This is a genomic window from Pseudoalteromonas sp. S8-8, from assembly GCF_000497875.1.
GTDB classification, from domain to species: Bacteria; Pseudomonadota; Gammaproteobacteria; order Enterobacterales; family Alteromonadaceae; genus Pseudoalteromonas; species Pseudoalteromonas arctica.
In genome coordinates this window covers 76930-91439 of sequence record NZ_AUTR01000027.1, presented here as the reverse complement: position 1 = coordinate 91439, position 14510 = coordinate 76930, and the positions used below count along the sequence as shown (strand labels likewise).

General features: G+C 37.9%; 9 protein-coding genes. 8 read left to right on the top strand and 1 reads right to left on the bottom strand.

Going from position 1 to position 14510, the window contains the following annotated elements:
- Positions 1 to 20: 20 nt before the first annotated feature.
- The 6 genes from L659_RS0108655 to L659_RS0108610 all read left to right on the top strand — a co-directional run bounded on the left by L659_RS0108655 (position 21) and on the right by L659_RS0108610 (position 9331).
- Positions 21 to 407, top strand: coding sequence for a hypothetical protein (locus L659_RS0108655; protein ID WP_024590252.1), 387 nt, complete (start codon positions 21 to 23; stop codon positions 405 to 407).
- A gap of 331 nt (positions 408 to 738) precedes the next feature.
- On the top strand, positions 739 to 2607 hold the full coding sequence (gene gss, locus L659_RS0108650) for a bifunctional glutathionylspermidine amidase/synthase (RefSeq protein ID WP_024590251.1): 1869 nt from the start codon (positions 739 to 741) through the stop codon (positions 2605 to 2607).
- Between the two features lie 136 nt (positions 2608 to 2743).
- A complete protein-coding gene (locus L659_RS0108645) occupies positions 2744 to 3112 on the top strand; it encodes a DUF2237 family protein (protein ID WP_007581464.1) in 369 nt (122 codons plus the stop codon).
- A 235-nt stretch (positions 3113 to 3347) separates the two neighbouring features.
- On the top strand, positions 3348 to 3872 hold the full coding sequence (dps, locus tag L659_RS0108630) for a DNA starvation/stationary phase protection protein Dps (protein WP_010553097.1): 525 nt from the start codon (positions 3348 to 3350) through the stop codon (positions 3870 to 3872).
- 624 nt (positions 3873 to 4496) lie between these two features.
- Positions 4497 to 7436 carry a TonB-dependent receptor gene (locus tag L659_RS0108615; protein ID WP_024590250.1) on the top strand — a complete coding sequence of 980 codons (2940 nt, stop codon included), beginning with the start codon at positions 4497 to 4499 and terminating at the stop codon, positions 7434 to 7436.
- 155 nt (positions 7437 to 7591) lie between these two features.
- On the top strand, positions 7592 to 9331 hold the full coding sequence (locus L659_RS0108610) for a SulP family inorganic anion transporter (RefSeq protein ID WP_024590249.1): 1740 nt from the start codon (positions 7592 to 7594) through the stop codon (positions 9329 to 9331).
- Between the two features lie 53 nt (positions 9332 to 9384).
- On the opposite strand, the gene L659_RS0108605 is transcribed toward L659_RS0108610, so the two are convergent.
- Positions 9385 to 10062: a glutathione S-transferase family protein gene (locus L659_RS0108605; RefSeq protein WP_024590248.1), complete on the bottom strand. Its 678-nt coding sequence runs from the start codon at positions 10060 to 10062 to the stop codon at positions 9385 to 9387.
- A gap of 487 nt (positions 10063 to 10549) precedes the next feature.
- On the opposite strand from L659_RS0108605, the gene L659_RS0108600 reads away from it, so the two are divergent.
- Both L659_RS0108600 and L659_RS0108595 read left to right on the top strand, forming a co-directional pair.
- On the top strand, positions 10550 to 12727 hold the full coding sequence (locus tag L659_RS0108600; RefSeq protein WP_024590247.1) for a GAF domain-containing hybrid sensor histidine kinase/response regulator: 2178 nt from the start codon (positions 10550 to 10552) through the stop codon (positions 12725 to 12727).
- A 284-nt stretch (positions 12728 to 13011) separates the two neighbouring features.
- A complete protein-coding gene (locus L659_RS0108595; protein ID WP_024590246.1) occupies positions 13012 to 14370 on the top strand; it encodes a serine hydrolase domain-containing protein in 1359 nt (452 codons plus the stop codon).
- The last annotated feature ends 140 nt before the right edge of the window (positions 14371 to 14510 follow it).

Genomic DNA, 14510 nt, shown 5'->3' with positions numbered 1-14510 from the left:
AATTAAAACAAAGGATTATTATGAAAAAGTACTCAATTTTACTTACAGCGGCAGCACTTACTGTACTTGCTGGTTGTTCAACATCTGTTGCAGTAAGAGACTTTGAACAAAACCCTATTCCGCAAACATCAACAATTACCAACAGTGAAGCTGACGTAGAAAAAGGTATTCTAAAGGCATGTATTCAGCTTGGTTGGAAGTGTACGCCTATGAGTGAAGGTAAAATAAAAGGTGTACTGGATATTCGCACACACCAATTAACTGTCGATATTGCATATGAAAAAACGGCATACTCAATCAACTATAAAGACTCTATTAACTTAAACTACAACGGCAAAAAAATTCACCGCCAATATGTTAATTGGGTATCAAACCTAATACGCCATATAGATGCTGAAATGATTTAGCAGCGCGTTAACCTGCTTTACATATTATAAAAATCACTAAATATGAATAATAAAAGTGGAGAAGTTACCTATAGCTTCTCCATTTTTTAGTTGAGATTTAAACAGTAATAATCACTTCAAAAGTATCAATAACTTTCAAACAGTTACAAGTCAAAAAAGCACCAAACCTAACACTATTAGTAAAAGTACTCTCCCGTATTTTCACTCTTTAATGAATGAGTAATTTTTTACTTATCCCCCTTCGTAAAAACATATTTTATATCTTGCTATAACGCAGTTTCGCTCATATAGTCAGCAAATTATCACACCTTTATTTTGAACATCTTTGTTTATGAAATCTTCTGCTCCTGCTAGTGATTTTGGTACCTTATTAGGTTATGCACCTGGTAATGTTGCTGTGTATTCATCTGATTATGATACGGCTGACGAAAGCATTTATCCTAATCGTAGCGCCTATCGTAGTTACCTTGATGGCATTTACATGGGCTATAAATGGCAATGCGTTGAGTTTGCACGTCGATGGATGTATCTCAACCATAGCTATATTTTTGAGGATATTGCTATGGCTTACGATATTTTTGAGCTGCGTTCAGTGCGCGATGTAAATAGCCAAAACAGATTGCCACTAAACGCGTTTAAAAATGGTGCTAAACACCATCCTCAAGTAGGTAGTTTACTTATTTGGGAGGAAGGCGGCGAGTTTGAAGAAACAGGCCATGTTGCTGTCGTTGTTGAAGTATATGAAGATAAAATACGCCTTGCTGAGCAAAATGTAGGACATCAAATATGGCCAAAAGATCAAAGCTGGTGTCGTGAACTAAAAGCAAAAGTAACCAAAGATGACGACTATTGGATTGAGTGCTCTTACAGCGACGCCACTATTTTAGGTTGGATGACACAAACTGATGAAACAGAATATGCTGAGCCAACGTCTGAGCTAAACACTGATCTATTTACTATAGAAGCACATAAAGCAGCAGATACAGGGCAAGCAAACAAGTCATGGTTAAATATTGCGAATGACGATGAAGCTGCTTACGTAGAAATGATGCAAGGTCATAAACTTACATCAGTCGCTGAGGATCAGCATAATTACTTTGCGATATCTCAAACGGCGCAGCAAAGCATTGAGCATGCAACAAATGAGCTGCATGGCTTATTTATGCATGCAACCGACTATGTACTGCAGCACCCTGAGTTATTAAAAAAGTTTAATTTACCCGATGTTGTGATTAATAAAATTCGCCAATCGTGGGATAACCGCTTAAACCAATTAATTACCAGTCGGTTTGACTTTGCTTTAACAGCAGCAGGTTTAAAAGTTTACGAATACAATTGCGATTCGGCATCGTGTTATATGGAGAGCGGCAAAGTTCAGGGTAAATGGGCAAAACACTTTGGTGTTAAAACAGGTGTAGATGCAGGCCAAAATTTATTTAAAGATCTCGTAAAAGCATGGCGTAAAAGTGAAGTAAAAGGTCTTGTTCATATTCTGCAAGATGATGAACCAGAAGAGCATTATCACGCATTATTTATGAAAGAAGCCATTGAAGCCGCGGGCTTTGAGTGTAAGTTAGTAATTGGCTTAAGCACACTTCGCTGGAATGAATCAGGCAACATAGTAGATGCAGATGGCGCACAACTGAGTTACGTGTGGAAAACGTGGTCGTGGGAAACCGCACTTGATCAAATTCGTGAAGAATGTGAAGCCGACCAATCATTAGGTGATAACTTTGAACCACAATTCAAAATTGGTGAAACGCCACGCTTAGTCGATGTACTGCTGCGTAAAAACGTGATGGTATTTGAACCGCTGTGGACATTGATCCCAAGTAACAAGGCTATTTTACCAATACTGTGGAGTTTATTCCCTAATCATAAATATTTACTTAATACCGCGTTTGAGCTTAACGACGAGTTATTACAAACCGGTTATGTAGTTAAACCAATAGTAGGACGTTGTGGTGCTAATATTCAACTTGTTGATGAACAGCAGCAAGTTATAGAAAAAACAATGGGGCACTTTGCCGAGCAAGACCAAATATACCAACAACTATTTGCACTGCCTAAAGTAGATGACTACTTTGTACAAATATGTAGTTTTACAGCCGCCGGAAAATACTCTGGTGGTGGCGTACGTGTTGATAAAAGCATGATCATAAACGGCCATAGCGATTGTATGGCACTGCGTATTAAATAAATAATACTAAGCCCGCAATTTTGCTGCGGGCTTAAGTTTGTGTAGACCCCCTTCCCTCTTTTAAGTTTTATAGCTATCTCAAGCGAGTTACTCCTGATAGAGTAAATTTATTAAACACCACAAACTAAGGTATTTCATGGCGAATCAATTTAATGTACTTGGCACACGTTTAAAACTATGTTGCGGTAATGGTGGCTACACACGTGAAGGATTTTGTTATGTACCAGAATCAGATCTTGGCAATCACAGTGTGTGTGCAATTATGACTGACGAGTTTTTACAATTTTCAAAATCACAAGGTAACGACTTAATAAGCCCAAACCCTCTTTACGATTTTGAAGGTTTAAAAGCCGGTGATAAATGGTGCTTGTGTGCAGTAAGATGGCTTCATGCTATTTCAGCAAACGTTGCGCCACCAGTGGTACTTGAAGCCACAAATAAAAAATCATTAGAAATAGTGCCGCTCGATGTTTTAAAAGCGCACGAATATATAGCCAAAGTTTAAATACACTTAAGCGTTATTAAATTAAAGTCTGCAGATTTTACAAATGTATGCAGGCTTTTCAAAAATCCAATCCCCCCTCCAGCCTCTGAAATCTTAAATAAAAACATAACCACATGTTTTTAAATCACTTTTAAAAACAATCAGCTTACGGCATAACAGTTGCTTCACTAAGTTTAAGTCATGCTCATAACGCAACATATTATATGAGCAACACATTACTTAAGTAGGAGAAATTATGAGTAACAATAACGAATCAAACAAAACAACTAAATTTACCGCGCCAGGTATGAGTGACGAATCAGCTCAAAAAACAATAGCTACGCTAGATAACCGCATGGTTGCATTGATAGATTTACAGCTTACTTTAAAGCATATTCACTGGAACGTAGTGGGACCTAACTTTATTGGCGTACACGAAATGATAGACCCACAAGTAGACATTGTGCGCGAAATGACAGATACAATTGCAGAGCGAATTGCGACTCTTGGTGGAGTGCCTGTTGGTACGCCTAAATCAATTGTAGATCGTCGTACATGGAACGAATACTCAGTAGGTAAAGGGTTAGTAACCGAGCATTTAGCCGCACTTGATAAAGTATACAACGGCGTTAATGGCGATCACCGCAAAGCAATTGAGACTCTTTCTGAATTAGATCCGGTGTCTGAAGATATGATCACCAGCCAACTAGCTGACCTAGAGCAATTTCAGTGGTTTATTAGAGCCCATTTAGAATCATCTACAGGCGAGTTAAAAAGCTAATATATTTAATCTAAAAAAGCCCAGCATTAATATGCTGGGCTTTTTTTTGCGTAAAAATCACTCTATTTATAATCATATATAGATATGTATCAGTAAGCTCTAATACAAAACCCATATAAAAAAAATAGAAAATTGGTATTACCAAAACAAATAACCAAAATAAAATTGAATGATTTTATACTCCTTACTATTTCGCAAATTTATAAGCCATACCCAACCTTTTATGAACATCTTATTATTTTAACATCACTTAAAAAACAAACTAAATACGTATAAAAGTGCGGCATAAAATTTAAAAACAGCACTAAAAAGTGTATTTAATAGTACAAATAATATAAAAAAACGTCTTTGGTAAACATACTTCAATAAAATTCATTCAAAATATAAAAAATAAAAACACATCATAAGCCGTTAAATTTATTAAATATAAGCAAAACAAAAGAGCACTTTGTAATACACTTTGTGAATTTTTGGTAAACAAAGGTTGTAATAAAAGCTGAATTGGACTAATTTCAACCACACCACCTGTATGACACGCTACAGGGAAACAGCAGTTAAATTGGTTAACCAAACCAAGTAACAACACACACAATGACGTAAGTCGTACCCAAACGGGAGAGATACATGAAACTCAATCAAATTACTTCAACATTAATTAATAAACATAAAAGAAGTAGCTCTACAACAATCAGTGCAGCAGCCCTTTTATTAATGGCTTCTTCTACTATTGCAGCGCAAGAGGCTCCGGCAGCTTCAGAAACGGCAGCTGCAGATATTGAAGTTATTGAAGTAAAAGGCATGCTAGGTAGTATGAAAGCCGCCGCTATGCTTAAGCGTACTGACGGACGTATTGTAGATGCGATTGTTGCTGAAGACATTGGTAAGTTACCTGATAATAATATTGCAGAAGCACTGCAACGTATTACAGGTGTATCTATTAATACCGATTTTGGTGTGGGTGACAGTGTTTCGATTCGTGGCTTACCTCAAAACCGTGTTGAATTAAACGGTCGCTCTACTATTGGCGACTCTCGTGACGGTATTAGCTTACAAGATTACCCATCAAGCTTCTTAAAAACAGTAGAAGTCGTTAAGTCTCCTACTGCCGATATGATTGAAGGTGCATTAGGCGGAACAGTTAGCTTAAAAACAGTTCGCCCATTAGAGTTAGATAAACTAACTGGCGCAGTTTCATTAGATGGTGAATACGCAGATAAAACAGAAAAAGTAGCGCCTATTTTTAGCGGTTCACTTGGTAACAACTGGGACTTTGACGAAATGGGTACCTTTGGTGCCATTGCTATGTTTTCGTATCAAGATCGTGAAATTCGTCAAGATGAAACGTCTAGCCGTGTTAAACCTCAAGACATTGATATTAATGGCCAAGAAGGTAATACACCAAGTGGCAACGCTATCGTACGAGACGAGCACAGTGTTGAACAATATGTAGAACAACGTAAACGTACTGCTGTAAATTTATCACTTCAATGGGCACCGCAATCTGGTAATGGCATGGTGTATCTAGATTTAAGTGGCACTAAACGCTCTGGTGAGCAAAGTGGTAACTCTATATTAGGTGTTGCGGGTTCGTTATCAACAGATGCAAATACAACTCAAGATGCTAACGGCGTAAATAATTACACGCTAACAAACGAATTTGGTATCCCTAAAACATACAGTGACTTTCGTGAAACTGACTCGTTTTCAAATGCACTTGGTGCAGAGTGGAACCTTACTGACAGTATAAAAATCTCTGGTGAAATTGCAGTAGCATCATCAGAAAGCGTAAGACCTGATTCTGAATTTACACTTCGCCCAATCGAAAAATCAACATTTGAAGCAAGTGGCGGAACTCAGCTAACAAATCATTTATATGATGGTGCATTTTCTCAAGACGGTAATAAATTACCAAGCATCATTCATTCAGATCCAAATGCATTTACTGACCCACAAAACTTAGCACTACGTACGTTCAAAAGTGAAGATAGAAGAACAGACAATGACGAAACAGCTATTCGTTTTGACGTTGAAATGTTTGAACCTCTCAGCAGCTTAAGCTGGGTATCTAAAGTAAAAGCAGGTGTACGTGTTACTAACCGCGATTACGAATATGAGCAATACAAAGTAGAAATTAAAGACATTTACAAAAATGCATTTAACGACTCAGATGGTTCATTAGCTGCTTTATGGGTTGATGACTACAACGCTGCTTTTTCAAATAGCTTCACAACAGTTAGACACGACAACTCTTTTGACCAATTAGGTCATTCGGGACAAAATGACCTACTAACGTTTTTAAGCTACAACGGTTTATCTAACCCTGCAAATACTTACGCTCAACTTCAGCAGTTACTTGCAGGTACTAACCTAGCGTCAACGGGGAGTCTTTCAGATAACCAAGAGTTCCAAGAAAGCGCATACCGTAACGTAGTTGAAGATACAGCTGCTGTGTACATATCAGCGTACTTAGACTTTGATAACATCACTGCGATTGTGGGTGGTCGTTATGTGACTACAGATTTAGAATCAAGCGTATTTCTTAATGGCGAAAAAGTAACTGGTGACAATGACTACAGCGACTTTTTACCAAGCTTAAACGTTACGTATAACTACTCAGACGAAACATTATTCCGCTTTGCTGCTGCAAAAGTTATGCGCCGCGCTGACTTTAGCGAGCTAAGCCCTGCATTTGACGTTAATAACGACATTACAGGTGCAACGCAAGGCTCTATTGATTTAGAACCATACCGTGCAACGCAATACGACTTATCTGTAGAGCATTACTTTGATGAAGGTAACGTACTATCTTTCGCAGTATTTTATAAAGATGTTGAGTCTTTCTTAAGTAACGAAAGTAGCTGTGTAGCAGCATCAAGCACTTCAACAGGTCAAAACGTAACTCAGTGGAACCAAGTATGTCAGCTTGACGTTGCAGGTGTATCTCAAGACAACCTAGTTTACTCAGATGCGACTGACTACCCTGTAGATATAGATGGCTTTAACCATGTTGCAGGCTTGCGTGACGCAGGACTAACGGGTATTGATACAGTTAAAAATGTAAACGGTGAAAACGGCTCAGTACAAGGTTTTGAAGTTGGTTACCAACAGTTCTTCACAAGCTTACCGGGTGCATTTTCTGGCTTAGGTGTTAATGCAAACTACACGTATGCAGACAGCGAACAACCAAACGGCAACCCATTATTAGATATTTCTAAAAATACGTACAACTTACAAGTATTTTGGGAATACGAAGGGTTCTCTACTCGTATAGCTTATAACTACCGTGACAGTTTCTTAGATACTGAAAACGAGAAACGCGTAGAAAATATTAACTCAGACGGCAGTATTTCAGCAGAAGGCACTGTTTACGGTAATAACTACCGTGACGACAGAGGCCAGTTAGATTTCTCTGCAAGCTGGGATATTAACGAAAACATTACGCTAGTAGGTAATGCGACCAACTTAACGGGTGAGCCTTCAATCTACCTATCTGAACTAGGTGGTGCTTGGAAGTACACTGAAGCGGATCGCCGTTACAGCTTTGGTATTCGCGCTAAATTTTAATTTTCCCTGGAAACTAAAGCCTGCTTTTATGCAGGCTTTTTTACGTCTATAAAAAAGTGGCTTTATATTACGTAAAAAACACTCCCTCCTAGCTATACTTATTTGAATATTAAATTTACTATCAAAACGTTGTAACTATTAGCAAGGATACTGAAGTGCTGTCGCGTTTATATAATTTTATGCCGGGTTTAGATACATTGCTGCACTACGAGCGACAATGGTTTGCTGATGATGTAAGAGCGGCGCTATCGGTAGCTGCCGTAGCTTTACCTGTTGCTATTGCTTACGCACAACTAACCGGTGTTAACGCCGCCGTAGGGTTATATTCTTGCATACTGCCAATGATGCTATATGCTCTTTTTGGCACTTCTAAACAATTAATAGTCGGCCCTGATGCCGCAACCTGCGCCGTTATTGCAGCAGTAGTAACACCTCTTGCTGCAGGTGACAGCTTTAAGCATTGGCAACTTGTTGTCACCATGACCGCTATGACCGGCTTTTGGTGCTTTATAGCCAGTAAATTTAAGTTAGGTGTATTAGCCGACTTTTTATCTAAACCTATTTTAATGGGCTTATTAAACGGCGTAGCCATCACTATTATTGTTGGTCAATTTTCTAAAGTATTCGGTTTTACCTTTGATGAGCGCTACCTACTTGAACGCCTAGGTGGTGTACCCACATACTTAGCGCAAACACATGTTCCCACCTTACTAATGGCCTTGTTCACACTAGCGGTTTACTTTGCCATGAAGCGCATAAGACCCACGTGGCCTGCGTCTATGTTCGCCATAGCTTTTGGTGCGCTTTTGGTATGGATTTTTGAATTAAAACAACTTGATATAAAAACTATTGGCACCGTAACTGGCGGGCTTCCCGTTTTTAATACCCCTGTTTTTGATTTAGGGATTATTCGTGAGCTAGTGGTACCCGCACTTAACTTAGCCATCGTGAGCTTTGTTAGTATGATGCTAACTGCCCGCAGCTTTGCCGCTAAAAATGGCTACGACATAGACGCCGATAAAGAATTTAGAGCGTTAGGTATTGCCAATATAGCGTCAGCTCTTTCGCAAGGTTTTGCAGTCAGTGGCGCCGACTCACGCACCGCTGTTAACGATGCAACAGGTGGTAAAACGCAGTTAGTATCAATAATAGCAGCGGCCATTATTGCGGTCATAGCCGTATTTTTAACAGCGCCACTTGAATTTATTCCAAGCGCAGCGCTAGGTGTTGTACTTATTATTGCCTCTGTTCATTTACTCGATTTAAAAGCTGTTTGGCAACTAAAACGAAAAGACAAACAGGCATTTTATCTCGCCTCAGCCACCTTACTTGCGGTGTTATTTATTGGCGTTATACCAGGGATCACACTTGCTGTATTACTGGGGTTATTTCAGTTTATTCGCACTGTAATGCGCCCAACCGACAATATACTCGGCGTAGATGTTAACGGTGTAGTAAGAAGTTTAGACGCCACAGATAAAGCAAAAGCAGTGCAAGGCGTGTTTATCTACCGCTTTAATTCACCTTTAACTTACTTTAATGCCAGCTACTTTAAACGCAGATTACTTGAGCAATACGCAAGGCAAAAAGACGACACCCACTGTGTAATAATTGATGCTGTGCCCTGCTTTACTCATTTAGATTTAAGCGTAATGGCAATGCTTGCCGATCTAGATGTTATATTTAAAAAGCGCGATATAAGGCTTGAGCTTGCAGGTAGAAAACGCCAACTACTTTCGTGGTTTGAAATTGCAGGAATGAAGTCGGGAAAAGAAGGTATATATATTCACTCAGACCTATACATCGCCCTAAAAAGAAATAGCGTAAGCCAGCACACAGAGGAAGTTAATTTATTCGTGGCAGATGAAAATAAAGAGGTGCTAACACAGCCATGAAATACTAAACAGCAGATCAGCTAGCTGATCTGCTGTTTAGAATTAAGTACTTTTTATACTTTAGGGTAATTTGAAGGGAAAAACGCTTTTTTAGCGTCTTCATCAAACTCTTTTTTAAAGGCTACATCAGTACCAATTACGCGTGCACGTGCAACCGCTGGGCGGCTATCAATGCTTTCAAACCAACGCTTAAGATTTGGATACGGTGCTAAGCCCTCTTCACCTAATACAACCGGTGCTTTATCAATCCAGCCCCATGCAGATACATCAGCAATGGTATACGTATCACCCACAATAAAGTCACGACCTTCAAGGTGAGTATCAAGTACTTCGTAATGGCGCTGCGCTTCACGTAAATAGCGATTAACCGCGTAATCAAGCCCTTCTGGCGCCATGTGTCTAAAGTGTACACTTTGCCCTGAATACGGACCTAAACCAGATGCGATAAACATTAACCATGACAGCATTTCAGCGCGGTCATCGCTCTTGCCTTCTAGCTTTCCATATTTTTCAGAAAGGTACATTAAAATAGCATTCGAATCGAACACACGAGTTTCACCATCAACAATTGCTGGCGCCTTAGCGTTTGGATTAATTGCTTTAAATTCAGGTGTATGTTGCTCACCTTTTAAAGTATCAAGAGGAACAAGTTCAAACGGTAAGCCTGTTTCTTCTAAAAAGAGTGCAACCTTCATTGGGTTAGGAGTATGGTGAAAATAAAATTTAATCATGTAAAGTTCCTCAATAATTGAGACATGATTAAAGCACAACTTGAGCGGGTGTTCAAATTAAGTTTTAACTAAGTAAAATATACAGTTAAAACGTGATTTAATTGTAAGCATAAGTGATACTTCATTAGTGAATATCACTTATGCCAAGGAAAATATCAGCCTTTTCGAGCCATCACATGCTTTTAGAAATTTATGATTCACAAGGTTGCAGAATTTGCCCACCAGCAGAGCTGCTGAGTTTCAAAATTTACAGATGATGTAAAACTATAGACTGGTTTAATCCCTATTAATTCCGATGTTAATTACTGAGAGTGTTCAGTATGGAAAGATCCTTTTTACTTTCGCTGGTTTTATAAAAAACACTTCAAAAAAATAATAAGAGAGTAACAAAATACAGAATCTATTTATTAGCCTGATTTACATGTTAAAGTTGTCATTATCACTAAATTACTCTTATAGTGAATCTATATAAATATTGAGCAATACTATGATAAAAGCACAAATACCAGTAGACGAAGAATTTAGATTAAAAGCCCTGTATGAGTATGAAATATTAGATACTGAAGCCGAAAAAGTATTTGATGATTTAACTCAACTTGCTTCTGATATTTGTGAAGCCCCCATATCACTTATAAGCTTAGTTGATCCACAAAGGCAGTGGTTTAAATCAAAGTATGGTATCGATGTAGACTCCACCGAAAGAGATATCGCATTTTGCTCTCATACAATACTGCAAGACCAAGTATTTGAAATACAAAACGCTCTACTTGATGAACGTTTTTATGATAACCCTCTAGTAACCAGCGATCCAAACATTCGGTTTTATGCGGGCACACCGCTAGTTACACCTAGTGGCAGCACAATTGGTACATTATGTGTTATCAGCGACCAGCCAAAAAAGCTAACTCAAACACAAATTAACGCACTGAAAATACTTGGCAAAGAAGTTATCGCACAACTTGAGCTCAGGTTAAACAACAGAAAGCTGGCCACTGCATTAAAACAACAACAAATACATAATAAAAATCTTGAAGAACTAAAAAAAGAAGCTGATACAGCTAACACTCTAAAAGGTCGATTTTTAGCAAATATGTCACACGAGCTAAGAACTCCGCTGCACGGTATTTTAAATTTAGCTGAGTTTGGACTGGCAGAGACTTCAAATATAGAAAAAGATAACGCCTTAAAAAGTATTTTAAGCTCCGCGAATATACTATCAAATATTGTAAATGACATTTTAGACTTTTCAAAAATTGAAGCGGGTAAATTAAATATTGAGAATATTAACTTTAACCTGAGCGAAGTCATTAACAATGTAATTAATCCACTAATGAAACAAGCCACAGATAAAGGAATAAAATTTATTCCATCTATAGATAAAAATATCGCTACAACCTTAAAAGGCGATCCTGTCAGAATTTCACAAATTTTAAATAACTTATGCTCAAATGCGATTAAATTTACACAACAAGGCCAGGTAGAGTTTAAAGTCACTGTAAAAGAGAACTCCTTAAACACGCAAAATATTGTATTTGAAATAATCGATACAGGTATTGGTATTAGTAAAGCTGCACAGCAAAATTTATTTAAAGAGTTTCATCAGGCTGATTCATCTACATCTAGAAAGTACGGGGGCACGGGCCTTGGCCTCTCCATTTGCACCAAGCTAAGTGATTTAATGAATGGCAAAATCAACTTCACGAGTAAAGAAGATAAAGGTTCTGTATTTACTTACCAACAAAGCTTTGAAACATCAGAACTCGATGAATTATTAAAACCAAATAAAGAAATAACCGATTTACAAGGGTGTACTATTTTGGTTGCCGAAGACAATAAAGTAAATCAAGTTGTCGTAAGTAAAATGCTACAAGCCCATAATGCGAAAGTAATATTTACCGAAAATGGCAAAGAATGCGTTGATTACTTTTTTGCCAACCATGTTGATTTGATTTTTATGGACATTCAAATGCCAGTGATGGATGGAGTGCAAGCCACTAAAATAATTAGAGCGCAACAAACAGGTAAAACAACGCCAATTATTGCCATGACAGCCAACACCATGAAACAAGATATTGAACACTATTTAGATATTGGTATGGATGGCTATTTAACGAAGCCATTTAATAAAGAGCATTTAAATAGCTTGCTCAATGTCTATAATCCAAAAAACTCAAATCTCAAAAATTTAGCAGTTAAAGTTAGTAACCCAAACATTACGAGTGAACGTAAGCTAAAACAGATATGCAATGAGCTAAAAAAGTTAATTCCAAATGCCGACAGAGTCAGTCTCTGGTTATTTAATCACGACTATACTGCCATTAATAGCTTAATTTGCCTTGATGAAAAAAATGAAATAGTAAGTAATGCAGTTTTAAAAGCTGAAGACTTTCCTGCATACTTTGACTATATTTTAGATCATAAAGTATTAGACGCATCAGATGCGAGAAACCACGAAATCACTAAAAACTTCACCAAAGTTTATTTTGAACCATCAAACATTTACTCCTTGCTTGATTACATCTACTTTATTGATAACAAGCCACTAGGTGTTATTTGTTGTGAAAGTGTTGGCTCAAAAATTTCATGGAGCCATGCAGATAAACTGTCACTAATTAAAGTAGCTGATGTAACAACCTTGTTTTTATCCAAGCGGCTGAAATCATAGTAGCTACTTAATATATATAAAATGGGAGGAGTGCCTAATTACTTAAACTATTTAACTAAGCGGCATATGCCACCAAGGTTATGCGCGTTTATTGATTTAACAAAAAGTTTGAATGTATATGGGTAACTAAAGCGAAGCGTTGAGTTTACTTTTTAGCTGTGCAATATTAACTGGCTATAAACTAAAAATAATACTTATAAATTAAAGTAAATAACCGCTTAAATGAAGCACAGGGATCGCTAAGCCTATCTACAGGTTTGGTATAAAAACTAAAAAGGATGAATATGATTAAGCCATTTTACGCTAGCTGTTTGTTAGCCCTCTCGCTATTAACACCCTGCCTTGTAAAAGCAAATCCGACAGCCTCGCAATATCAGGAAATTCTTAACGATAACCTTACTGAAAACGAGCCTGGGGTATCGGTAATTATAAGTAAAAATGGCAAAGTACTTTTTAAAGGAACGCGCGGGCTTGCCAACCTTGAGCATAACATTCCACTTAATGAGCAAAGCGTTTTGCGTTTAGGTTCTATTTCAAAACAATTTACTGCAGCTGCAATTATGATGTTGCAAGAGCAAGGTAAGCTAGCGGTTACCGATGATATTCATAAGTATGTTGCAAGCTTTCCAACAGAGGGCAACCTCGTCACAATCGAAAACTTATTAACCCACACCTCAGGCATCGCCAACTACACAGATGACGACGATCTCTTTGATAAAGAAATACAAGTCCCCACCAGCGTTGACGATGCACTAGCGCGATTTGCCAAACACCCAATGGTGTTTAAACCCGGCGAAGCGATGGCTTATTCAAATACCGGTTATTCACTGCTTGGTAAAATAATTGAAGTAGCAAGTGGCCAGTCTTACAAAGACTTTATTGAACAACACATATTTAAAAAGCTAAAAATGAACCAGAGTAGTTATGAAGGGCAAGAACTTGTTACCCATCGCGCATCTGGCTATGAGCAAACAGAGCAAGGATTTATCAACACCAGCTACATTAATATGGATTGGCCATATGCCGCAGGTGCGCTTATATCTACTCCAACCGACTTAAACATTTGGTTTAGTGCGTTATCGTCTGGCAAGCTTATTAGTAAAGCAGGTTATGAGAAGATGGTAAGCCCTTTTAAACTCAACGACGGCAGCTTTTCATCCTATGGTTACGGATTAATTATTAAGCCCTTGAATGAATACACCGTAATTAAACACACTGGCGGAATAAATGGCTTTTTAGCACATGCACGCTATATTCCAGAGCAAAAGCTATATGTTGCAGTACTGGCTAATTCAAACCACATAAACCCTATTTTTATCAACGAAAAATTCACAGCCAGAGCACTAGGTATTGCACTACCCGAGTTTAAAAAAGCAGAGGTAACAGAGCAGCAATTAGCGCCCGTATTGGGTGATTACCGTATTGATGAAAACACCTTACGCAGCCTAATTTTTGAAAATGACGTTTTGTATTCAAAGCGCACTGGTGGCGATAAAACAAAACTTATTACCATGTCTAAAAATAGCTTTTACTACCCTAATTCAAACAATTACTTAGTAATAGAAAAAAACAGCCAAGGCCAATTAGTAATGAAGTATTTTAGTGGATTATCAACAACGCCTACTGAGGCGATTAAGATTTAGCTTTATAAGCCTCCCAAAAAACAATGCCCGCAGCTTTCTCTACTTATAAGCTCGGGTATTTTTATTTTGAATCCTCGTTAACGCAACAATAAATTATAAAATTAGTATGTGATGTGTAAAAGGTAATAAATATGTTACTT

What these genes read in the sequence shown, in the direction of transcription:
- L659_RS0108655 (WP_024590252.1), top strand. Translation starts at nt 21, where the DNA reads ATGAAAAAGTACTCAATTTTACTTACAGCGGCAGCACTTACTGTACTT.
- L659_RS0108595 (WP_024590246.1), top strand. Translation starts at nt 13,012, where the DNA reads ATGATTAAGCCATTTTACGCTAGCTGTTTGTTAGCCCTCTCGCTATTA.
- L659_RS0108600 (WP_024590247.1), top strand. Translation starts at nt 10,550, where the DNA reads ATGATAAAAGCACAAATACCAGTAGACGAAGAATTTAGATTAAAAGCC.
- gss (WP_024590251.1), top strand. Translation starts at nt 739, where the DNA reads ATGAAATCTTCTGCTCCTGCTAGTGATTTTGGTACCTTATTAGGTTAT.
- L659_RS0108605 (WP_024590248.1), bottom strand. Translation starts at nt 10,062, where the DNA reads ATGATTAAATTTTATTTTCACCATACTCCTAACCCAATGAAGGTTGCA.
- L659_RS0108645 (WP_007581464.1), top strand. Translation starts at nt 2,744, where the DNA reads ATGGCGAATCAATTTAATGTACTTGGCACACGTTTAAAACTATGTTGC.
- dps (WP_010553097.1), top strand. Translation starts at nt 3,348, where the DNA reads ATGAGTAACAATAACGAATCAAACAAAACAACTAAATTTACCGCGCCA.
- L659_RS0108615 (WP_024590250.1), top strand. Translation starts at nt 4,497, where the DNA reads ATGAAACTCAATCAAATTACTTCAACATTAATTAATAAACATAAAAGA.